The organism is Nocardia altamirensis NBRC 108246, from assembly GCF_001612685.1.
Lineage (GTDB): Bacteria > Actinomycetota > Actinomycetes > Mycobacteriales > Mycobacteriaceae > Nocardia > Nocardia altamirensis.
On the sequence record NZ_BDAY01000081.1, the window covers coordinates 25,801 to 47,855 of the forward strand.

The 22,055-nt window shown below is 67.9% G+C and carries 24 protein-coding genes; 12 read left to right on the top strand and 12 right to left on the bottom strand.

What is annotated here, in order from left to right:
* Positions 1-9 precede the first annotated feature (9 nt).
* The 4 genes from NA11_RS34385 to NA11_RS34400 all read right to left on the bottom strand — a co-directional run bounded on the left by NA11_RS34385 (position 10) and on the right by NA11_RS34400 (position 5,030).
* Complete coding sequence (locus NA11_RS34385; protein ID WP_069166238.1) at positions 10-1,185, bottom strand: aminotransferase-like domain-containing protein; 1,176 nt, start codon at positions 1,183-1,185, stop codon at positions 10-12.
* 47 nt (positions 1,186-1,232) lie between these two features.
* On the bottom strand, positions 1,233-2,243 hold the full coding sequence (locus NA11_RS34390) for a DUF8176 domain-containing protein (RefSeq protein WP_069166262.1): 1,011 nt from the start codon (positions 2,241-2,243) through the stop codon (positions 1,233-1,235).
* Between the two features lie 73 nt (positions 2,244-2,316).
* Complete coding sequence (locus NA11_RS34395) at positions 2,317-3,342, bottom strand: hypothetical protein (protein WP_084655302.1); 1,026 nt, start codon at positions 3,340-3,342, stop codon at positions 2,317-2,319.
* Positions 3,343-3,626: 284 nt separating this feature from the next.
* A complete protein-coding gene (locus NA11_RS34400; RefSeq protein WP_069166239.1) occupies positions 3,627-5,030 on the bottom strand; it encodes an NAD(P)H-quinone dehydrogenase in 1,404 nt (467 codons plus the stop codon).
* Positions 5,031-5,238: 208 nt separating this feature from the next.
* Between NA11_RS34400 and NA11_RS34405 the strand changes: the two genes are divergently transcribed.
* Positions 5,239-5,712, top strand: coding sequence for a gamma-glutamylcyclotransferase family protein (locus tag NA11_RS34405; RefSeq protein WP_069166264.1), 474 nt, complete (start codon positions 5,239-5,241; stop codon positions 5,710-5,712).
* Positions 5,713-5,831: 119 nt separating this feature from the next.
* Here the strand turns inward: NA11_RS34405 and NA11_RS34410 are convergent, their stop codons facing one another.
* The 3 genes from NA11_RS34410 to NA11_RS34420 all read right to left on the bottom strand — a co-directional run bounded on the left by NA11_RS34410 (position 5,832) and on the right by NA11_RS34420 (position 9,106).
* Complete coding sequence (locus tag NA11_RS34410) at positions 5,832-6,956, bottom strand: M20 family metallopeptidase (protein WP_439957128.1); 1,125 nt, start codon at positions 6,954-6,956, stop codon at positions 5,832-5,834.
* 137 nt (positions 6,957-7,093) lie between these two features.
* Positions 7,094-8,266 carry a M20 family metallopeptidase gene (locus NA11_RS34415; RefSeq protein ID WP_069166265.1) on the bottom strand — a complete coding sequence of 391 codons (1,173 nt, stop codon included), beginning with the start codon at positions 8,264-8,266 and terminating at the stop codon, positions 7,094-7,096.
* Between the two features lie 135 nt (positions 8,267-8,401).
* Entirely contained in the window at positions 8,402-9,106 is a 705-nt protein-coding gene (locus tag NA11_RS34420; RefSeq protein ID WP_069166241.1) for an enoyl-CoA hydratase-related protein, read from the bottom strand.
* Between the two features lie 253 nt (positions 9,107-9,359).
* Between NA11_RS34420 and NA11_RS34425 the strand changes: the two genes are divergently transcribed.
* From NA11_RS34425 to NA11_RS34435, 3 genes are read left to right on the top strand one after another with little or no spacing between them, the layout of a single operon-like run.
* A complete protein-coding gene (locus tag NA11_RS34425; protein WP_069166242.1) occupies positions 9,360-10,139 on the top strand; it encodes a purine-nucleoside phosphorylase in 780 nt (259 codons plus the stop codon).
* Positions 10,140-11,636: a phospho-sugar mutase gene (locus NA11_RS34430; RefSeq protein WP_069166243.1), complete on the top strand. Its 1,497-nt coding sequence runs from the start codon at positions 10,140-10,142 to the stop codon at positions 11,634-11,636. It begins immediately after the preceding gene.
* A gap of 21 nt (positions 11,637-11,657) precedes the next feature.
* Entirely contained in the window at positions 11,658-11,882 is a 225-nt protein-coding gene (locus NA11_RS34435; protein ID WP_069166266.1) for a hypothetical protein, read from the top strand.
* A gap of 58 nt (positions 11,883-11,940) precedes the next feature.
* Here NA11_RS34435 and upp read toward each other — a convergent pair whose 3' ends face one another.
* Entirely contained in the window at positions 11,941-12,564 is a 624-nt protein-coding gene (gene upp, locus NA11_RS34440) for a uracil phosphoribosyltransferase (RefSeq protein WP_069166244.1), read from the bottom strand.
* A gap of 152 nt (positions 12,565-12,716) precedes the next feature.
* Here upp and NA11_RS34445 point away from each other — a divergent pair, with 152 nt between their 5' ends.
* From NA11_RS34445 to NA11_RS34465, 5 genes are read left to right on the top strand one after another with little or no spacing between them, the layout of a single operon-like run.
* Positions 12,717-13,040, top strand: a complete 324-nt coding sequence (locus NA11_RS34445) for a type VII secretion target (protein ID WP_069166267.1) — start codon at positions 12,717-12,719, stop codon at positions 13,038-13,040.
* 4 nt (positions 13,041-13,044) lie between these two features.
* The gene (locus tag NA11_RS34450) at positions 13,045-14,169 is read left to right on the top strand and encodes a C40 family peptidase (RefSeq protein WP_069166245.1); all 1,125 of its coding nucleotides are present in this window, start codon (positions 13,045-13,047) and stop codon (positions 14,167-14,169) included.
* Positions 14,166-14,516 (top strand): hypothetical protein, encoded by a 351-nt coding sequence (locus NA11_RS34455; RefSeq protein WP_069166246.1) that lies wholly within the window; start codon positions 14,166-14,168, stop codon positions 14,514-14,516. Before NA11_RS34450 ends, NA11_RS34455 begins: the two co-directional genes overlap by 4 nt.
* A 49-nt stretch (positions 14,517-14,565) precedes the next feature.
* On the top strand, positions 14,566-14,913 hold the full coding sequence (locus NA11_RS34460) for a YbaB/EbfC family nucleoid-associated protein (protein ID WP_069166247.1): 348 nt from the start codon (positions 14,566-14,568) through the stop codon (positions 14,911-14,913).
* 26 nt (positions 14,914-14,939) lie between these two features.
* Positions 14,940-16,196 carry a SatS C-terminal domain-containing protein gene (locus NA11_RS34465; protein ID WP_069166248.1) on the top strand — a complete coding sequence of 419 codons (1,257 nt, stop codon included), beginning with the start codon at positions 14,940-14,942 and terminating at the stop codon, positions 16,194-16,196.
* Positions 16,197-16,533: 337 nt separating this feature from the next.
* Here the strand turns inward: NA11_RS34465 and NA11_RS34470 are convergent, their stop codons facing one another.
* Both NA11_RS34470 and NA11_RS34475 read right to left on the bottom strand, forming a co-directional pair.
* On the bottom strand, positions 16,534-17,190 hold the full coding sequence (locus NA11_RS34470; RefSeq protein WP_069166268.1) for a hypothetical protein: 657 nt from the start codon (positions 17,188-17,190) through the stop codon (positions 16,534-16,536).
* Between the two features lie 79 nt (positions 17,191-17,269).
* Positions 17,270-18,367, bottom strand: a complete 1,098-nt coding sequence (locus tag NA11_RS34475) for an adenosine deaminase (RefSeq protein ID WP_069166249.1) — start codon at positions 18,365-18,367, stop codon at positions 17,270-17,272.
* Between the two features lie 209 nt (positions 18,368-18,576).
* Here NA11_RS34475 and NA11_RS34480 point away from each other — a divergent pair, with 209 nt between their 5' ends.
* A complete protein-coding gene (locus NA11_RS34480; RefSeq protein WP_069166250.1) occupies positions 18,577-19,032 on the top strand; it encodes an SgcJ/EcaC family oxidoreductase in 456 nt (151 codons plus the stop codon).
* A gap of 47 nt (positions 19,033-19,079) precedes the next feature.
* Here the strand turns inward: NA11_RS34480 and NA11_RS34485 are convergent, their stop codons facing one another.
* Positions 19,080-20,369, bottom strand: coding sequence for a thymidine phosphorylase (locus NA11_RS34485; RefSeq protein ID WP_069166251.1), 1,290 nt, complete (start codon positions 20,367-20,369; stop codon positions 19,080-19,082).
* 145 nt (positions 20,370-20,514) lie between these two features.
* Entirely contained in the window at positions 20,515-20,916 is a 402-nt protein-coding gene (locus NA11_RS34490) for a cytidine deaminase (RefSeq protein WP_069166252.1), read from the bottom strand.
* A gap of 289 nt (positions 20,917-21,205) precedes the next feature.
* Here NA11_RS34490 and sdhC point away from each other — a divergent pair, with 289 nt between their 5' ends.
* Together sdhC and NA11_RS34500 are read left to right on the top strand one after the other, a co-directional pair.
* Positions 21,206-21,604, top strand: a complete 399-nt coding sequence (sdhC, locus tag NA11_RS34495) for a succinate dehydrogenase, cytochrome b556 subunit (protein ID WP_084655303.1) — start codon at positions 21,206-21,208, stop codon at positions 21,602-21,604.
* Position 21,605: 1 nt separating this feature from the next.
* On the top strand, positions 21,606-22,037 hold the full coding sequence (locus NA11_RS34500) for a succinate dehydrogenase hydrophobic membrane anchor subunit (RefSeq protein WP_069166253.1): 432 nt from the start codon (positions 21,606-21,608) through the stop codon (positions 22,035-22,037).
* Positions 22,038-22,055: the final 18 nt, after the last annotated feature.

Here is a 22,055-nt window from a genome sequence, read left to right on the forward strand (position 1 = left end):
GACCGTTCGTCAGCCCGCGGCGCCTGCCAGCCTGTCCACCGCCGTGGTCAGGGTGTCGGCGTCGGAGGTGGTGAAGCACAGGCGCATCGAGTTCCGGTAGCCGCCGTCGACGGCGAACGCCGAGCCTGGCACGTAGGCGACGCCCGCGTCGAGCGCACGGGGTAGCAGGGCTTCGGTGTCGGTGCTGTCGGTGAAATCGGCCCAGACGAACATGCCACCGGTGGCGTCGGTGCAGCGCAGCCGGTCGCCGAAACGGGTACGCAGCGCGTGCACAAGGGCTTTGGCGCGTTCGCCGTATGCGTGCCGGACGGTGTCGATGTGGCTGGTCAGCCAGGCTTCATCGGTGAGCAGCTCGGTCGCGATCTGCTGGGTGAGCGCCGAACCACAGAGATCAGCACCCTGTTTGAGCAGTTCCACGGCACGGCAGACCGGATCCGGCGCGACCATCCAGCCGACCCGCAACGTCGGCGAGATGATCTTCGAGGCGCTGGAGAGCCGGATCACGTTGGGCGCGTAGGTCGCCACCGGCTCCGGGGTCGGCCGGTCGAACCACAGCTCACCGTACGGATCGTCCTCGATCACCCAGAACCCGTTGGCGACAGCGAGTTCGGCGAGCTCCCTGCGGCGCGCCGGACTCTGCGTCACGCCGCCCGGGTTGTGGAAGTTGCTCACCGTGTGCACGAAGGCAGGCCGCTCACCCCGCGCGAGCAGTTCCTTCAGCACGTCGACGCGCATGCCTTCGCCGTCGAGCGGCACCGCGACGATCCGCGCACCGGCGGCCCGGAAGACTTGCAGCGCACCGACATACGCCGGGTCCTCCACCACGACCAGCGCGCCAGGATCCAACAGCACCTCGGCGAGCAGCGACAACGCCTGCTGCGAACCGTGCGTCACGAACACCTCGGCGACCTCGACCGGACGCCCGAGCCGCGCCGACTCGCGCGCCGCGAGCACCGCACGCAGCGGCGCCCAGCCGGACGACTCGGTGTACTGCAGGCACCCGGTCCCCCGCAACGCGTTGTCGGCCGCGATCGCCAACCGCTCGCGCGGCATCAGCTCGGCATCCGGCAACCCACCGGCGAGCCCGATCACCTCGGGCCGCGCGGTGAGTTTCAGCAGGTCACGTATCGCCGAGCTACGCAGGCCGCCGAGCTTGCCCGCGAGCGGCGGAAGGGTCGCCGACATAGCTCAACTGTGACATACCGCTACCAAGATATGAAACTAGTTTCCCATTATTTGAGACGGGTATCGATCGAGTACAGCAGGAACTTGCCGTCACGCACCACCGTCGTGATGGTCTGCGGGTAGAGCCGCTCCGTCCCGTCCGGCTTGAACTCCTGCAGGTCGACCTCGTACGTCCCCGATGCGGTCTCGGCGATCCGCAGGCAGTGCTTGGTGCCGACGGGGATCTCGGCGTTGATGGCGTCCTGGATGTTCGTCGCGGGTGACACGTTGATCGTGTCGTCCGCGACGAACTTCCTGGCCCGCTCGCCGCTGCGCTCCACGTAGAAGGCGTACTGGAAGCCGAGAATCGCGCCTGCACCGCTCGCGGTGTCGCCGGGGCCGTTGCCGACGGTCACGTTGCCGTCCTTGCTCGCCGGACAGCTCCCCGCCTTGGTCGACACCGGCGGCGGCGCCGCGGTGTCGCCATTGTTGTTGCTGGACACCATGATCACGGTCACCGTGAGCCCGATGAGGATGGCGACCGCAACGAGACCGGCGAGCCAGTTCCTGCCCTTGTGCGAGTTGGCCTGCCGCGGCGGCGGTGGCGTCGGAGACGTCGGCGCCAGCCGCTGCGCGATCGGATCGTCCGCCCAGGACAGGCCGGGCACGGCCAACGGCGGCGGCTTCGGCACGCTGCCCGTATCGGTCGGACGCGTCCACCAGGTGTCCTTGTCGGCGTCGGCCTGCGCCGACTCGGCAGCCGGAACCCGTTGCTGCGGAGGCGGTCCCGGCCGCTGCGCGGGCGGCGGCGTCGGATAGACCGTCGAATCGGGTGCGCGATACTGCGCGGCCTGCGGCGGCTCCGGTTCGGCCGCGGGCCGCCACACCAACTCGGGATGGTCCGCGGCCTGATCTGGCACCGGCCAGCGCGGACCGGTGTCACCCATCGGCGGACCGAATTCCGAGACAGGCGGACCGAATTCCGAGACGGGAGGACCGAATTCGCCCACCGGCGGACCGAAATCCGACGCGGGCCGCTCGTCGGATTCGTTCTCCCTCGGATCACCGTCGGAGGTCACACCCACTCCTTTCCCCAGGACACACGTGTGGGGCGGTCGCGAACGACCGCCCCACCCGTCGAATCACATCGTGTCAGTACTGGAGTGAACCACCCCACTGGGTGGTAACGCCACCCACTTCGACAGTCTGCGGAGCCAAATCGCCCGGCTGCAGCGGAAGTTTAACCTGCGCCGCCGCTTCCAGTGCTGCGGCACCACCCGGCTGCTCCTTGATCCAGTTCTCGACAGCCGCTTTCGCCAGGTTGGCCTGGGTGGTGTCGAAGACCGAGATCGTCTTGTTGTCGGCGAGGCCGACGCCGCCGGTGTAGGTGGTCACCTTGACGGTGTTGGCGTCGACGTACTCGACCGAAACACCGGCCTCACCGGCACCGGCCGGGGTGCGGTACCCGATGGTGCCGACATAGCCCGACTCGTTGTTGAAGTGGTGCGTGTTGGCCGCGTAGCCGGGCAGCAGGTTGCCGCCGTCGATGTTCGCACCGATCTCCTGGTGCGGACCGGTCATCTCGACGACCGGGGCAGGCGGCGCCGCCTCCAGTCGAGGCGCCTGCCAGCGCGGCTGCTGCTGCGGCTGCTGCAACGTCTCCGGCTGCCGCGCCTGGGTGTTCTCGTCGCCGGGCGCGGCCTGCGTACCCGGCGACTGCTGGGTACCCGGCTGCGCAGGCTTCTGCTGGTCCTGCGGGGTATCCGGCGTGATCGCGGGCTGCGCAGGCTGGTCCGGCTTGCTGCCAGGCACCGGCAGCGGCGCGACACGCGGGGTGGTGACACCCGGCTGCGACGGCTGCGCCAGCTTCGGGTCCTTCGGCGGATTCGGCATGGCCGGATCCGGGGTATTGACGCCTGGCTGGCTCGGCGGTGGGTTGGTGACGCCCGGCTGGCTCGGCGGCGGGTTGGTGACGCCCGGCTGGCTCGGCTTGTTCGGATCCGGCTTGGTGGTCTCCGGACTCGACGGCGTCTCCGTCCCTGGCTGCACCGGGGCAGGGGCCGGCGGCGCGGTCGTTGGTGGAGTGGTCGGCTGATCGTTCGGCGCTGCCCCCGCAGGCGCCGCGAAGAGAGTGGCCACGGCGGCCGCGGTAGCCAGTGGCAACGAGGTGCTTGCCATCGCTCGCTGCGCCCGACTCGGCTTACGATGTTTCACTTGTCGCATTCCCTTTCCCGTGTTCGACCTGGTTCGGCCGCACACAGTTGTCTCTGACGAGACGCCCGGTCACCGAACGACGCGTAGGCCGTCCGACGTTTCGACTGGGAAAAGCTTCCATCCCCCCGAACACCGAACCCCGCGACCGCCCGCCGATCGCATCTCTGCCGGAAGTGAACCATATGTGAACCTGATGGGCAATGCGTGTTGAACACTTCGGCAGTAACGGCAGTGCACCGCAGGACCATTCAGTCCAGATCGTCGTGCCGCATCAGCTGACGCGCAGCTTCGGTCACCGAACCGGTCAATGACGGGTACACCGAGAAAGTCTGCGCCAGGTCGTTGACGGTCAAATTGTTCTGCACGGCAAGGGCGATCGGCAAAATGAGCTCCGACGCGATCGGCGCGACCACCACACCGCCGATGACGACACCGGTGGCCGGGCGGCAGAAGATCTTCACGAAACCCCTACGCAGGCCGAGCATCTTGGCCCTCGGGTTGGTGTTCAGCGGCAGCATCACCGTGCGGGCCGGGGTCTGGCCGTTATCGATCGCGGTCTGGCTGACACCGACCGTGGCGATCTCCGGCCTGGTGAACACCGCGGACGCCACCGTCTTCAGCCGGATCGGGCTGACGCCCTCGCCGAGCGCGTGATACATCGCGATGCGGCCCTGCATCGCGGCCACCGAGGCAAGCGGAAGCAGGCCGGTGCAGTCGCCCGCGGCATAAATGCCGGGCACCGAGGTACGGGACACCCGGTCCACCCGCAGATAACCACCGCGGTCGAGTTCGATGCCGACCCGGTCCAGGCCGAGGCCCTCGGTATTCGGCGTCGAGCCGACCGTCATCAGCGCGTGCGACCCGGAAACGGTCCTGCCGTCGGACAACTTGACCACGACACCCTCGGCGGTGCGCTCCACCGCGTCGGCGCGGGCGTGCTTCACCAATTCGACACCGCGCTCGGCGAGAGCATCCTCCAGCACGAGCGCGGCGTCGGCGTCCTCGCCGGGCAGCACGCGGTCGCGGCTGGAGACGAGCTTCACCTGCACACCCATTTCGGTGTAGGCCGAGACGAACTCGGCGCCGGTGACGCCGGAACCGACCACGACCAAGGTCTCCGGCAGGTCCTCGAGGTCATAGAGCTGACGCCAGTTGAGGATCCGCTCACCGTCGGGCTCCGCGCCGGGCAACACGCGCGGGCTCGCCCCAGTGGCGATCAACACAACCTCGGCCTCGATGGTCGACTCGGTGCCGTCGGCCAGCGTGGCGCGCACCCGGTGCGCGGCGAGGCCGGTGGCGTCGTCGGTCAGCTCCGCACGACCGGCAAGGACCGTCACGCCGACCGTCTGCAACTTGGACCGGATATCGGAAGACTGGGCCAGCGCCAACGCCTTCACACGGCCATTCACCTCGGACAGCTGCACGGTCGCCTGGTTCGGGTCGAGCGTGATGCCGAGATCGCGGGCACGGCGCAGGTCGGTGCGCACGCCGGTGGAGGCGATGAACGTTTTCGAGGGAACACAATCCCAGAGCACACATGCCCCGCCGATGCCGTCACTATCGATCAGCGTCACCGACGCACCATGCTGGGCCGCCACCAGCGCCGCTTCGTAACCGGCCGGTCCGCCACCGATGATCGCTATGCGGGTCATTGATACCTCCGCTTCTGGTTGCGCACCGGGATCTCCGGTACCTGTCAACGTTATCGGGCGAGGCAGGTCACATAGTCGCCGCCCGGCCACCACGGAATCGCTACGCGATGCAGGTCCACATAGTCGCCGCGCCCGGAACGCGCCACAGGATTGCCGCATCTGGTCGGGATAGAGTCGATCCCCGGATGTTATTGGCTACCCTTTGCTGGTGCCGATCTACGCCGCCTACGGGTCCAACATGGACTCAACCCAGATGCTCGAGCGCTGTCCGCACTCGCCCATGTCCGGAACGGGCTGGTTGGAGGGCTGGCGGCTCACCTTCGCTGGTGACGACATCGGGTGGGAAGGGCCGCTCGCGACGGTCGTCGAAGAACCAGGCGAACGAGTTTTCGTCGTGCTCTACGACGTATCCCCGGAAGACGAGCAGCGACTCGACCGTTGGGAAGGCTCGGACTTCGGTATCCACAAGAAGATCCGGCTACGCGTGACCCGCAGCGAAAGCGGCGCCGAACCGACACTGTCCTGGCTGTACGTGCTCGACGCGTACGAAGGCGGCCTTCCGTCAGCGCGCTACATCGGCGTCATCGCCGACGCGGCCGAAAAGGCCGGTGCGCCAGAGGACTACGTCCACTCGCTGCGAACCCGCAACAGCCGCAACGTCGGCCCAGGCAACTTCGGATAGTTTTTGGTCGCGTGACCGAGGCGTGGTTGCCCCTTAAAACTCGCTCCATGGTGGATACGACTAGTGGGCACCGATCTTTGATCGGTGCCCACTTGTATGTCTCGGTCTTCGAGCGGGATTCAGCTTTGTTCGGCGCTCAGCACGATGTTGCTCAGCACCCGCACGCCCACCGCGAGCGCACGCTCGTCGATGTCGAACGTGGGCTGATGCAGATCGAGCTGCTCGCCGTGCCCGGACCAGACGCCGAGGCGCGCCATCGCGCCCGGCACCTCCTCCAGGTACCACGAGAAGTCTTCGCCGCCACCGGATTGCATGGTGTCGGCCAGAGCGTCCGGGCCGATCCGGCGGATCGCGTCCTCGAACATCCTGGTGGACTGCTCGTCGTTGACCACCGGCGGCACGCCGCGACGGTAGTTCAGCTGGTAGCGCACGCCGGTCGGGGCCAACAGGCCGTCGACGATCTCCCGCACCATCGGCTCCAGCAGCGACCAGGTCGCGTGATCGCCGGTGCGGACCGTGCCGGTGAGCATGCCGGTCTGCGGAATCGCGTTGGGCGCCTTGCCTGCGCTGACCGCGCCCCACACCATGACGGTGCTGGTCCGCGGATCGATGCGGCGGCTGAGCAGCCCGGGCAGCCCGGTGATCACGGTGCCGATCGCGTAGACCAGATCGCTGGTCAGATGCGGCCGCGAGGTGTGCCCGCCCGGCGAATCCAGGACCAGCTCGATCGTGTCGGCCGCCGAGGTGATCGCGCCGACGCGGACGCCGACCCGGCCGACCTCGAGGCGCGGATCGCAGTGCAGCGCGAAGATCCGCTCCACACCTTCCATCGCACCGGTGGCGACCACGTCGATCGCACCGCCTGGCATGACCTCCTCGGCAGGCTGGAACACCAGCCGCACGCCGACCGGCAGGTCGGGCACCTCGGACAACGCGAGCGCGGTGCCGAGCAGAATCGTGGTGTGGGCGTCGTGGCCGCAGGCATGCGAAACGCCGGGCACGGTGGAGGCGAAGCTGAGGCCGGTGAACTCCTGCAGTGGCAGCGCGTCCATGTCGGCACGCAAACCGATCCGCGGCCCGTCGGGCCCGATGTCGACGATCATCCCGGTGCCGCCGGGCAGCGGCTGCGGGGTGAGACCCGCCTTGATCAACCAGGACGAGACGAACTCGGTGGTGGCGAACTCGGTGCGCGAAAGTTCCGGGTTGGCGTGGATGTGCCTGCGCCACTGGACCAGGTCGACCATGTGCTCGGCCAGCCAGCCCTCGACCGCTGCATACCCCGTTACCGTGGTGTCCGGCATCGCGATGCTCCCAGCAGTGTCCGTGACTGCGCACGCTCCCGCTTGGCCAATCACGCGTCCCGCCGAACGGCCGGTCGTACTCACCGAAGTTCCTCCTGTCGTTGAACGAGCCGTTGCAACAACCTGTCTCTGTGTTCTCCATCGCCGGCGGCGGTGATCGCGGTACGCGCAAGTGCGAGCGCACCATCGATGACCGCGCGATCCGCCGAGGCGTTGACACTCGCCGCGGCGAAATCTGGTTGGTGCGTCACCGCACCGCCGGCATCAATGCCGATAACCGGGTGTATGCCCGGAATGACGTTGGTGACGTTTCCCATGTCTGTGCTTCCGAGCGGTCGCGCGGCCTCGAGCTCGGGTGCGATCGGCACTCGGCCCAATTTGGTTATCTGCTCGCGGTAGGCAAACAGTAACGCCGGATCGGGCGTCAGCTCGGTATATGTCGGTGCGACAGTCCGAATTTCCTGGGTGCAGCCGGTCGCGAGGGCACCCGCCTCGAAACAAGCCGACGCTCGTCGCATCAGATCGTCGAGAGATGCGGAGTCGACTGCGCGTAGGTAATACAGCAGTTCCGCACGTCCGGGCACGATGTTGGGGGCTACGCCACCATGGCCGACTATACCGTGAAGTTGCTGGCCAGGCTGAAGATGCTGACGTAGCAATCCAAGAGCAACCTGCGCGACGGTGATCGCGTCGCCCGCATTGCGTCCCAACTCCGGGGCGGCACTGGCGTGCGCCTCGCGGCCGTGGAACGTGATGGCCAGATCCGCCATCGCCAGCGAAGTCGCGCCGACGATGTCGAACGGGCCGGGATGCACCATCATCGCCATCGCGACGTCGTCGAACACGCCGTGCTCCAGCATCAGCACCTTGCCGCCGCCGCTTTCTTCGGCGGGCGTGCCCAATACGAGCACGGTCAGCCCGAGCGCATCGGCGACCTCGGCGAGGCCGAGCGCGGCGCCGACCGCCGACGCCGCGATGATGTTGTGCCCGCAGGCATGTCCCATCCCGGGCAGCGCGTCGTATTCCGCACAGATGCCGACGGTGAGCGGGCCGCTGCCGTACTGGGCGCGGAACGCGGTCGGCAACTCGGCGACGCCGGTCTCGATCTCGAAACCACGCTCGGCCAGCGGCCGGATGGTCTTGGCGACGCTGCGGGTCTCCTCGAACGCGAGCTCAGGTTCGGCGTGAATCGAATGCGACAGATCGATCAGCGCGTCGCCGACGGCCTTGATCGCCGCGTCCGACTGCTGCATCGCCTCGGCGCGCGCGACCTCGTGGTCGGTGCGCGATTCCTGGTGCCCGCTGCGCGGTGGTGGCATGGAACACAGTGTTGCACTGCGCCGCAAACGCGGCGCGTCCATTACCGCCGCGTGCGCCGCACCAGCCGATCAACCTGCGGCGAAGGCCAGATTCTCCGGTGTCGTCGGCACTGCGAGACCGGCCAGCGCCTTCGCGTGCAGCGCGCTCTTGATCACCGGCAGGTTCGGCTTGCGGTTGCCCGTCAATGCCGCGGCACGCGCGACCGCGGTCGCGAGCAACGACTCGGCCTCGGCCTTGCCGTCGACGATGCCTGCGGCGATCGCCTCGTCGGCCGGGTAGCGGTGGCCGGTCGTCATCGCCTGCACGCAGACCTGGTTGGACAGGCGCTCGGTCAGCAGCGCGTTCATGCCGACGGTGAACGGCATGCCGAGGTGCACCTCGGGCAGGCAGTAGAAGCCGCGGTCGGCGCGCATCACCCGGAAGTCGTGCGAGGTGGCGAGCATCGCGCCCGCGCCGAACGCATGGCCGTTGATCGCGGCGACCGTCGGCATCGGAAACTGCAGCAGCCGGGTGTAGAGCGAATGCACGCGATCCAGGTAGCTGTGCGTCTTGTCCAAGTTGCCGAACAGCCAGTCGGTGTCGAGACCGTTGCTGTAGAACTTGCCGGTCGCCACCGTCACCAGCGCGGCGGGTCCCTCGGAGCTCTCGACCTTGTCCAGCACACTGTGGAACTCGTCGATCCAGTCCGGGTGGAAGCGGTTCTCGCTGTCGGTCTGCCCGTCGTTCCCGAGGTAGACGACGAACACTTCCCCTTCACGTTCCAGATACGGCATGCATGCAGCGTATCGGGCCCATCGCGGTTTCACTACTCGCGGGTAGGTACCTGACTCGGGGCCTACGAGAACCGGCGGCTCCGCGCCCGATCTCGACCACCACGGAGCGAGTCTTACGAGCGACCCGTTCGCGGCCGTCTCGCGGCCGAGCTGTCGAAGCGCATGCGCCGCAGGCGCGAGTCTCGACAGCTCGGACGCGAGACTGAGGGGCCGCGAACAACGCCGCGGCCACGCGGCCAATAAGCTCTAGCTCATGCTTGCCGAACAGGCCGCCGAGGCTATTGCCGAACGTACTGGAGTGCCGCGTCATCGGGTCGCGGTGGTGTTGGGATCTGGCTGGCAGGAGGCGGCGGCGGAGATCGGTGAGCCGGTCGCGTCGGTGCCGATGCCTGAGCTGCCCGGATTCGGTAAGCCGAGCGCGCAGGGACACGGGGGCATGGTCCATTCGCTCACCGTCGGCGCGACGCCAACGCTGCTGCTGATGGGCCGTCAGCACCTGTACGAGGGCTATCAGCCTGCCGACGTGGTGCATCCGGTGAGCGCGGCAATCGCCGCTGGCGCGGAGATCGTGCTGCTGACCAATGCCGCGGGCGGCATCCGCGATGGTTTGCGGGTCGGCGAGCCGGTGCTGATCAACGACCACCTGAATCTCACCGGCCGTACCCCGCTTACCGGTGCAAACTTCGTCGACCTCGTCGATGCCTGGGATCCCGAATTGCGTGCGCTGGCAAAGGAAGTCGACCCCACCCTGACCGAGGGGGTGTATGCGGGCCTGACCGGGCCGCAGTACGAGACCCCTGCCGAGATCCGGATGTTGCGCACCATGGGCGCCGACCTGGTCGGCATGTCGACGGTGCTCGAGGCGATCGCCTGTCGCGGGCTCGGCGCACGGGTGCTCGGCATCTCGCTGGTGACCAACCTGGCCGCGGGTGTCACCGGCGGTCATCTCTCGCATGCCGAGGTGCTCGCCGAAGGTCACGCCGCCGCACCGCGATTGGGCAAGCTGCTGCGCGGCGTGCTGGAACGGGTGTAGATGCTGCGCTTCGGCACCGCCGGTTTGCGTGGACCGCTGCAAGACGGTCCGGACGGCATGAACGTGACGACAGTCAGCAGGGCGACCGCAGGCATCGTCGAGTGGTTGCGCGGCCGGTGCCTCGGCGGCGGCGCGGTGATCGTCGGGCGCGACGCACGGCACGGGTCCGCCGAGTTCGCTACGGCGACGGCGGAAATCTTTGCCGCGGCGAGCTTTCCGGTGACGTTGCTGCCGCGGCCGCTGCCGACACCCGTGGTCGCCTATGCGGTCCGTGCGCTCGGCGCCGTCGCGGGCGTGCAGATCACCGCGTCGCACAATCCGGCAGGCGACAACGGATACAAGGTCTATCTCGATGGCGGTTCGCAGCTGCTCGCCCCGGCCGACACCGAGATCGAGCGCTGCATCGACGCCGTCACCGAACCGGTGGACCGCACGCCGGTCGCCCCTGCCGATGACGAGATCGTCGACAGCTACCTGACCCGGGTGGCCGCGCTGCCGTCGACGATCGGTGGTCCCGGTGCGCGGTCGGCTCTGCGGATCGCGCTCACGCCGTTGCACGGTGTCGGCGGCGATCTGGCGGTCCGCGCGCTCGCCGCGGCGGGGTTCACCGACGTGCACGTGGTCGAGGAGCAGTTCGAACCGGACCCCGACTTCCCCACCGTCGCCTTCCCCAACCCGGAGGAGCCTGGCGCCACCGATCTGCTGCTCGCCTTGGCCGCGCGGGTCGGCGCCGATGTGGCGCTCGCGCTCGACCCCGACGCCGACCGCTGCGCCGTGGGGATTCCGTTGCCGGACAACAGCTGGCGGATGCTGCGCGGCGACGAGACCGGCGTGCTGCTCGGCGATTGCGTACTGCGCACCGCACCGCAGGACGCGCTGGTGGCGACCACGATCGTCTCGTCGCGACTGCTGTCCAAGCTCGCGCAGGCCCGTGGCGCCCGTTACGCGGAGACCCTCACCGGCTTCAAATGGCTGGCCCGCGCAGGCGACGGCCTGGTGTACGCCTACGAGGAGGCGATCGGCCACTGCGTCGACCCGGCCACCGTCCGCGACAAGGACGGCATCTCGGCCGCCGTGCTCACCGCGGATCTGGTCGCGCGCCTGAAGTCGGCAGGCCGCACGCTGACCGACGTGCTCGACGACTACGCGGTCGAGTTCGGCCTGCACACCACCGATCAGGTGTCGCTGCGGCTGGACTCCGCAGCCGCTGCCGCGGACATGGTCGCCCGGCTGCGCAGTGACCCGCCGAGCCGGATCGCGGGCGAGCCGGTCGAGTACACCGATCAGCTTCAGGTCCGTGGCCGCATGCGCACCGACGCCCTGATCTTCGCGGGGCCGACCACCCGCCTGGTGGTCCGGCCGTCCGGCACCGAGCCCAAACTCAAGTGCTATCTAGAGGTCACCACACCCGTCGCGGACCCTGCCGCGCTGCCCGCGGCCAGAGCGGCTGCGGGAGAACGCCTTTCCGAACTGCGCAAGTTCTGCCTGGAGCTGTGATCAACCAGTCATCATCAGATGATGACAGCGATGCACTGCACCCACTGTGGCGGACAGGGCCTGGAGCCGGGCTTCATCGAGGATTCGGGCGACAGTTCGCGTGGCCACGCGCGCTGGGTCGAGGGCCCGCTGGAAATCGGCTTCTGGGGCGCGAAACGCGCGGGCCGCGCGCACTGGCTGGTCGACGCCTTTCGCTGCAAGGACTGCGCCCACCTCCAGCTGTTCACCAGGCCGCAGGAGGAGTAAGCGTCGCGTAGCGACTCGATGAGGGGTGGTGGTCGGGCGACGGGTGGGCGAGACCGGTTCAGCGCGGGCCGAACTGGCGATCGCCCGCGTCGCCGAGCCCAGGGACGATGTAGGCGTTCTCGTTGAGGCCCGCGTCGATGGCGGCGGTGACCAGGCGCACCGGGTGACCGGACGCGGCAAGCGCCTCCACTCCCTGCGGCGCCGCGACGACGCAGACGGCGGTGATGTCGGTGGCGCCGCGGGCGGCGAGCAGGTCGAGGGTGTGGCGCATCGAGCCGCCGGTGGCCAGCATCGGGTCGAGGACGTAGACGGGGAGGTCGGCCAGGCTGTCGGGCAGTGACTCCATGTACGGGACCGGCTGGTGGGTGTCCTCGTCGCGGGCGATGCCGACGAACCCGACCCTGGCATCGGGGATCAACTGGGCCGCCGCGTCGACCATGCCGAGGCCTGCCCGCAGCACCGGAACGAGCAGCGGTGGCTGCGCGAGCCGGACGCCCTCGGTGACCTCGACCGGCGTGGTGACCTCGAACCGCGACACCGGCGCCTCGCGCAGTGCCTCGTAGATGAGAATGCCGGTGAGGTCGCGCAGCGCGGCGCGGAAGGCGGAGTTGTCCGTCCGTTCGTCTCGCATCGTGGTCAACAGGGTGGCGGCGAGCGGATGGTCCACGGTGTGAGTACGCATGAGGGAACGATAAAGTCATCGTGGGTCCGCCGCCGACGCTGCGTCGCGAAAGTTTTTTCGCCTCGGTGGGAACCGAAGGGGAAGCACGCGCGTCGAACCAAGTGGATGACGTACTCTGCCTGGGAACAACAGATCAGATGGGGGAAGCTCTGATGCGGAAGATGTCTGCGGACACCGAGGGCATCGCAGCCTATGGCGCGACCGCCCATACGATGGCCGGGGAGTTGGCCGCGGCCGGGGTGAGCGCCGCGGCCGCAGAGCCTGCGCTGCTCGGACCGATCATGGGGCTGATCGGTGGGGATTTCATGGCCGCCTATGCCGCGGCGCACGCTGGGCAGGTGGCCGCCATCGGGCAGCTGTCCGCCGTACTCACCAGCGTGGGTGGCGCCGCGACCGGTGCGGCGACGGTGCTCAGCGAGACGGACTTGAACAACGCGGGATCGCTGCACGGCGCGGTCACCGAAGTGGACGGGTGAGCCTGTGATTGATCTCGACGCGCTGGCCAAGCCGATATTCGACCTGCTCTCCAGTTTCGGCTCCGGAGTGCTGCCCACCGGCGGCCCGTCCGATGCGTTGCGCAGCACCTCCAGCGCGGTCGACCAGATCCACCAGCTCGGTCGCGACAGCATCAACAACATGAACACGGCATGGGACGGCCAGGCCGCCGACGCCGCGACCGCGAAGGCGCTGCGGGTGCAGACCTCCGCCGCCACCATTTCCGACCGTGGCAACGACATGGCAACCGTGGTGAACCAGGCCGCCGCCGAGATCGAGACGGGCCAGAAGGAGCTCACCGGCATCGCGCAGTCGTTCGTGAACACCGCGGCGAGCGCGGGTCCCGCACTGGCAACGCCAGCGGGCATGACGATGATCGTCGGCTCCGCGATCGACCACCTCGGCCAGGCGCTCAACGTGGTCGGCCGGGTGCGCAACGAACTCACCACGCAGACCGCATCCATGAACGAGCTCACCCCGGCGCCGTCCACCCCCTCGCTCGCCGGCGTGCCGAGCACGACGACCGCCGGTGCGCAGCAGCTGATGTCGACGGCGAGCGGCGCACTCAGCGGGGCAGGGTCGATGGCGAGCAGCCTGATGAGCACGGCGATGAGCACCGCGATGCCGTCGACGACGAACACCAGCACCGGTGCCAAGGGCACGCAGGGCACCCAGAAGTCGCCGACCGGGTCGACGGGGATGTCCGCCGACGGCAAGGGCGTGAAGATCACGCTGCCCGACGGCAGCCAGGTCGAGGCGCCGAACGAGAAGGCCGCCACCGCGGTCAAGTCGGCGATCAGCGCGGTCGGCACCCCGTACGTCTGGGGCGGCAATACGCCGGGCGCCGGACTGGACTGCAGCGGCCTGACCAAATACGCGTACGGCGAAGCGGGCGTAGAGATTCCCCGCCTCGCCGCCGATCAGGCCACCGGCTCTCCGGTCTCCCCCGGCGACCTGATGCCCGGCGACCTGGCCATCTGGGACGGCCACGTCGCCATGGTGATCGGCAACGGACAGTTCGTCGAGGCAGGCGACCCCGTGCAAATCAGCTCAATTCGAACGGAGAACTCAGGGATGGGTTTCTACGGCTTCTATAGGCCGACAGCATGACTCAACCGCAGCAGCCGGGAGTGCCCAACGTCACGGTGGCGGGCAGCACCAACCGATCGGGCACCATCTCGGTGCGGGCCACCGATCAGGGCATGCCGGTGGAGATCAAGTTCGAACGCAGCGAATACCGTTACGGCGCACAGACTCTCGCCAACGAGATCCTGCGGCTCACCAAGCGTTCCACCGTCGCGGCGAAGGCGAGGCGCCGCGAGCTGCTCGCCGAGGCAGGCATGCCCGCCGACATCCTCGACCGGCTCGGCCTGCCGACGCGCCAGGCGGCAGTGGACGAGCTGGACCGGATCGACGACGCCGACACCGGTCCGACGACCTGGATGAGGCCGGTATGAGCACGCACGGCGAGCAAACAACGAGCACAGCGGTCGGCGAGGCGGAGCTATGAGTGCGGAGATGGACGCGCTGGTCGCCAACGCGACCCAGAAACTGGAAGCGCTCGAGGCCGCGCTCTACGGCCTCAAGCAGGTGCGCGGACGCCACACCACCGAGGACGGCGGCGTCACCGTCGAGGTCGACAGCGACGGCGCACTCGTCGCATTGACCCTCGCGGAATCGGTCACCTCGCTGCCACCCGCCGAGGTCGGACAGCTGATCGTCTGGGCGTGCAAGCAGGCCGCGGAGGACGCGAGCAACCAGCGCTCGAAGGTCGTTGCGACACTGAACGAGTCATTTGTTCCCGCGCCGAACGAGGCGAAAGGAACTCTTGGGGGCGGGCCGGATAGTGCCTGACACGGAAGGTCGATAGGCTTCCGCTCATGGCTTCTGGAGACATCGTCCCGATCGAGCTCGGCCTGACCGACGGCGATCTCGTCACCCTGTGGGCACCGCGCTGGCGAGACGGTGACGACGAGTGGGAGGCGTTCCTCGGACACGAGGACTCCCTCTACGGTTTCGAGACCGTTGCGGAGCTGGCCGCGTTCATCCGGACCAACTCCGACAACGACCTCGTCGACCATCCGGCATGGAAGGTGGTCGCCGGGCTCTCGGCGGTGGAACTGGAGCCGGAGGAGAACTTCTCCTTCGATCTGGTCGCCGTGCCCGAGCTGGCCGCAGGCGACCCCGACGTCGACGCCATTGCCGAGCTGGAAGACACGCTCAGCATGGTTCGCAACATCGGCGAGGTGTGCGAGCTGGAGACGGTGACCAAGTTCTTCGGCTCGCATCCGGTGCTCGGCGCGCTGCCCGGCGGGATCAACGCGTTCATCGGCCGGGACGGTGAAGACCTCTGGGACCAGATCGGCGCCGCGATCGCCAAGGGCTGGGACGACGTGCTCGACGCCATCGACTCGGTCGTGCAGACTCCCGACGTCGACGCGGAAGCCGTCGCCGTCGCCGAGGCCGAGCTGCTGGCCGCCGAGGAGAACGTGGTCGACGCCGACGACGCGGCCGACAGCGAAGAGGACGAGGAGTTCGAGCCCGTCGACCTCGACGCGGAGGACGAGGACGAAGAAGAGGACGAGGACGAGTCGTTCTGGAACGAGGTCGGCATCGACCCGGTCAAGATCGTCACCGCGGACGGCACCTTCTTCACGCTGCGCTGCTACCTCGACGACGAACCGATCTTCCTCGGCGCCAACAACACCATCTCGGTCTTCGGCTCCGAGCGGGCCCTCGCCCGCTACCTGGCCGACGACCACGAGCACGAGCTGTCCAGGGTGAGCACCTTCGCCGACGTGCAGACGGCCGCGGTGGACGGATCGCTCGAGATCGAGGTCACCGACGAGAACGTCTACGTGCTGCCCGGCCTCGCCGACGATCTGGCCGAAGGCCCGGAAGCCGTCGACATCGAGCAGCTCGACCTCGCGGTCGAACTGTTCACCGACGCCTCCGACTATGCGGGCGACGAGACCGTGGAACAGGCGCTGGCCAAGTCCAATCCGCTCGGCTGGTACGTCTCGTACCTGCTGAACCCGGACCCGACCAGGATGGCCCCCAACCCGCCGTACACCGCGGAGGCGCAGTCCTGGCGGGACCTGGAGCGCAACTTCGAAGCCAGGCTCGACCAGAAGTAGAAGCTGCGGTTCCGAGCGCGATCGAAAACGACACCCCTCACAACACGAAGCGTGCGGACAGCCTGCGCAGTCGCCGGGCCTCGGGTTGCTGCGGTTCCGAGCACACGAGTCGAGTTGCCACAGAGAAGGCGCACTCCCCACAACAGTTTCAACTGCTGTGAAGCAGTGCGGACGGCCTGTGGGACGGGTGCCCCTGCTGCCGGACTTCGGTTCGCGTTGGTTTCGAGCGCGCATGTCGAGGTGCCACAAAGGATGCGCACTGTTCGCAACAGTTCTAGCTGCTGTGAATAGTGCGGACAGTCTGTGGGACGGATGTGCGGGCGTGCGAGGGTGGGGCTTAGTTGAGGCGGATCCAGATTTGTTCGGCGCGGCCTAGTAGGCGGCCGTCGGAGCCGTAGACGGCGGTGGAGGCGAAGGACTTTCGGCCCTGCTCGCCGTGGTTTTCGCCGATGACGACGCACTGTTCGCCGACCTCGGGGAGATCGGCGACGGCGGCGGTCATCGAGCCGAGCAGGGCGGGACGGTCGAACATCTCTGGCAGCGACCAGCCGCCGGGGCAGTCCATCGCGGCCCACAGGACGGCGGAGCCGAGCGGGAGTGAGGCGTCAGGCGTCCACGGCGCGGCAACTCGGCTGTCGCCGACGGTGCCCGCCTCGATACGCAGACCGTCCTGGCGGGCGGCGCCGCAGACGAAACAGGACGCGAAGATTTCGTTGCTCTGGTAGGAGCTCGCCGCGGCGGCCGCGGTCGCGTACGGCACGGATTGCGGTACGTCCCTGGCAAATTCACCGAGGTGGGACTCCGCGACCAGGGTGTCGCCGTCGTAGAGCCGACCGTCACGCACCTCGAGCGGCTTGTCCAGCGGGATCGGGCTGCGCAGGATCACCGTGACCGCGTCGTCCGCGTGCTGCTCGGCGAGCAGCCCGCCGACGTAGCCGCCGTTGCCCGAATCGGGTGGGCCGTTGAACCGGGCGGGGATCTGCAAGGTCGCCATGTCATTCACGCTAGCGAACCGGGTGACCGCCGCCACCCGACTGTCACCCGGTTCACATCGACCCTGTTGCTGTCGTCGACTACCCGAGCAGCACCGCGTAGCCGGGCTTGATGATGTCGTCGATGATGCGCAGCCGCTCAGGGAACGGGATGAACGCCGACTTCATCGCATTGATGGTGAACCGCTCCAGATCACTCCAGCCGTACCCGAACGTGTCGGCCAGCTTGAGCATCTCCTGGCTCATGGTGGTGTCACTCATCAGCCGGTTGTCGGTGTTGACCGTCACTCGGAACCGCAGCCGGGCCAGCAGGTCGAACGGGTGCTTGTCCAGCGAGGGCACCGCGCCGGTCTGCACATTCGAGGACGGACAGAGCTCGAGCGGGATACGCATGTCGCGCACGTAGTTGGCGACGAGCCCGAGCCGGGCGTCCTCGATCGCGCCGGGCACGCTGATGTCGTCGGTGATGCGCACGCCGTGCCCGAGCCGATCGCAGCCGCAGAACGCCAGCGCCTCGTGGATCGACGGCAGGCCGAACGCCTCACCCGCGTGAATGGTGAAGTGCGCGCTGTTGGCTCGCATGTACTCGAACGCGTCCAGGTGCCTGCTCGGCGGGTACCCGGCCTCGGCGCCCGCGATATCGAAGCCGCCGACGCCGCGATCGCGCCACCGCACGGTGAGCTCGGCGATCTCGCGCGAGCGTGCCGCGTGCCGCATCGCGGTGAGCAGGCAGGTCACCACGATCGGGCGACCGGCCGCCGCGGCGGCCGCCTCGCCCTCGCGGAACCCGGCCAGGGTGTGCTCGACGACCTCGTCGAGGGTCAGGCCGCGTTCCAGGTGCTGTTCGGGGGCGAACCGTACTTCGGCGTACACCACGCCGTCGGCGGACAGGTCCTCCGCGCATTCGCGGGCCACCCTCCGCAGCCCCTCCGGCGTCTGCATGACGGCGACGGTGTGCGCGAAAGTTTCCAGATAGAGTTCCAGCGATCCGCTGTCGGCCGCGTCACGGAACCAGGCGGCCAGTGCCGCCTCGTCGGTGGCGGGTAGGTCCTCGTAGCCGCACTCGGCGGCAAGCTCCAGCACTGTCGCGGGCCGTAGACCACCGTCGAGGTGGTCGTGCAGCAGCGCTTTTGGCGCCTGTCGGATCGAGGCAAGGGTCAATGCGGTCGGTCCAGTCATGTAACGACGGTAGCCGCACCGGGCCGCAACGGCATCCGACTGAGGTGAGTGGCAACCATCTCGTTGCCGGCGCACTGCGATCCGGACCACCGCCGGACACCCCGTACCCGGTACGGGTCTATCGCCGACCCGGTGGATACGCACAGGTCAGCACATCTTCACCGAATCGGCTTGACCTCAATCATTGTTCATGTTCCAGGCTGGTCACCATGAGCATCATCGACATCGACACCCAGACCCGCGCCGCCGACCTCGCGGCGTTCCAGCAGATCATCGACACCGTCGAGCACGCCCAGAACAACGAGCTGATCGACGAATTCCTCGCACTGTTCCGGGCCGACGCCATCTGGACCACCGGCGGCGGCAAACGCCTGTTCGGCCGCGACGCGATCGCCGAGTTCACCAGGCAGGTGCTGCCCGGCGGAATGCAGGGCCTCTCAGTGACTTTCGAGCTGGAGTACGTGCTGTACCTGCGTCCCGATGTGGCAGCCGTCAAAGTGCGCCAGATCTACCACACCCCCGAGGGCAAGGACATCGGCACCCCGATGTGGGTCATGACGAAGGAAGACGGAACCTGGAAGTTGGCCGCCGCGCAGAACACTGGCGCACCCGCCGACGAAATCGCAGACGACGCCGGCCGGCCCATCTTCGGCGCCGCACACTGACCGTCGGACAACGGTCGGCATCGGAAACAGCTGCCGGACAAGGCCGTTCAGGCGCCGATCCGCCCGAGCAGCAGCGGCGCCGCGGGCTTGCCGTCCGGCTCGCCGACGGTGATGGCGTCGTCCACCGCAGCCGCGGCACCGGCGAAGGCATCCGGCGTATCGGTGTGCAACGTGAGCAGCGGCTGCCCTTCGGACACGAAATCACCCGGCTTGACGTGCATTTCGATCCCGGCGCCTGCCTGCACCGGATCTCCCTGCCTGGCCCGGCCCGCACCGAGACGCCATGCGGCGATGCCGACGCCCATGGCGTCGAGCCGGGTCAGCACGCCTGCCCGGTCGGCGCGCACCACCTCGGTGTGCTTCGCCGTCGGCAGGGCCGCGTCCGGGTCGCCGCCCTGTGCACGGACCATGGCGCGCCAGTGGTCCATCGCCCGGCCGTCGGCGAGCACATCGGCCGGATCGACGTCTATGCCTGCGAGAGTGACCATTTCGCGGGCAAGAGTGATCGTCAGCTCGACGACGTCAGCGGGTCCGCCGCCCGCGAGCACCTCGACCGACTCGGCCACCTCCAGCGCGTTGCCTGCGGTGCGGCCGAGCGGTGTATCCATGGCGGTCAGCAACGCGACCGTCCGCACGCCGGCGTCGGTGCCCAATTCGACCATGGCCGTTGCCAATTCGCGGGCACCGTCGAGCGTCTTCAGGAAGGCGCCTGCGCCGACCTTCACGTCGAGCACCAGCGCGGCGGTGCCCTCGGCGATCTTCTTGCTCATGATCGAGCTGGCGATCAGCGGGATGGATTCGACCGTGCCGGTGACGTCACGCAGCGCGTAGAGGCGCTTGTCGGCCGGGGCGAGATCGGCGCCCGCCGCGCACACCACCGCGCCGACCGCGGGATCGGCGAGCAGCTCACGCATCCGGGGCACCGGCACATCGGCCTGCCAGCCTGGGATGGCCTCCAGCTTGTCCAGGGTGCCGCCGGTGTGCCCGAGGCCGCGCCCGGACAGCTGCGGGACCGCCGCACCGCACGCGGCGACCAGCGGCGCCAGCGGCAGCGTGATCTTGTCCCCCACCCCGCCTGTCGAATGCTTGTCCACGGTCGGCCGCGGCAGATCGGTGAAATCCATCCGGCGACCGGACGCGATCATCGCGGTGGTCCACCGTGCCGTCTCCCTGCGCGTCATCCCGCGCCACACGATCGCCATCGCCAGCGCCGACATCTGCTCGTCGGCCACCACCCCGTGCGTGAATCCGTCGACCACCCAGTCGATCTGCGCGTCCGACAGCTCGCCGCCGTCCCGCTTGGTCGTGATGATCGAAACCGCGTCCAATGCCGTCACATCGGCCAGTCTGACACGAGACGCACTCGCACCCCTGGTTCTTGTCGGTGGGCTTCGATAGCCTCTGCGCATCATCGATGCTCTGATGCTGACCATGCCCACCGAAGCCGAGATCGACGCGGCACTCGACGAGAACTGCTGATCGTCAGATCTGTCCGGCGTCCAGGTCGTCGGGGCCGAAGGCGTCGGGCAGTAGGGAGCTCAGCGGGATGGGTCCGCCTTTGTGGTCGATCATGAGGTCGGGCCCGCCGTGTTCGTAGAGGAGTTGGCGGCATCGTCCGCAGGGCATCAGGATTTCGCCGCGGGAATCGCAGACCGCAACGGCGAGCAGCCGGCCTCCGCCCGACGAATGCAAGTTACCGACGAGTACACATTCGGCACACAGGCCCAAACCATATGAGACATTTTCCACATTGCAGCCGCGCACAATTCGGCCGTCGACACTGAGAGCCGCCGCGCCGACCGGAAACCGCGAGTACGGCGCATAGGCATGGGCCATGACTTGAATAGCGTTGTCACGCAGGGATTTCCAGTCGATTTCCGACATGGGGAACCTCTTCTCGACCGTCCCGAACCTGGCCGTACAAGGCCAACGGTTGAACCCTTCCAGCACCAAGAAAGGCAAACCTAACCCGCCCGACTGTAGCGCAACGCACGGCACGCCGAATTAGTTCCGGCAAACCTCGAGGATTAGAGTCCAACTTAGATCGGTTCAGGGTCCCGGCGGCGGGCCAGCGCCCCTAACAAGGCGCAACCACCTGGGCATTTGCCCCCAACGCAGCCAGCTTCGGATCTGTGAACCGGGTCCATCAACGACGTTGGAGGCACCGCACTCTATGACCACGATAGAAGCTCCGGCCAAGCCGAAGCGGAAGACGCTGTACCGAGGCGACCCGGGCATGTGGTCCTGGGCGCTGCACCGGATCACCGGTGTCACGATCTTCTTCTTCCTTTTCGTGCACGTCTTGGATACCGCGCTGGTCCGGGTCAGCCCCGACACCTACAACCGGGCGATCGAGACCTACAAGACCCCCATCGTCGCCCTGATGGAAATGGGCCTTGTCGTCTGCGTGCTGTTCCACGCGCTCAACGGCGTCCGCGTGATCCTGGTGGATTTCTGGGCCAAGGGCCCGAAGTACCAGCGCACGATGCTGTGGGTCGTCCTCGCGATCGTCTTCGTGCTCGCAGCACCGGCGATCGGTCGCATGTTCTTCTACCTCTTTACGGAGCACTGAGATGAGCGCACCCGTTCTGGGCAAGTCTTACGACCGGCCGGCCAGCCTCGACTCGCCGCGCTCGCCCCGCGCCCGCTCGAACAACAACTTCGAGAAGTACGCGTGGCTGTTCATGCGCTTCTCGGGCCTGCTGCTGATCGTGCTCGTGCTCGGCCACATGTCGATCATGCTGCTGCTCGACGGCGGCGTGAAGCGGCTCAACTTCGGCTTCGTCGCTGGTCGCTGGGCCAGCCCGTTCTGGCAGCTCTGGGACCTGACCATGCTCTGGCTGGCCCAGCTGCACGGCGGCAACGGCCTGCGCACGGTGATCGCGGACTACTCGCGCAAAGACTCGACGCGGTTCTGGCTGAACACGTTGCTGGCGATCTCGATGATCCTCATCCTCGCCGTCGGCACGTACGTCATCTTCACCTTCGACCCCAACATCAGTTAGGAACAGGCCACCTCCGAT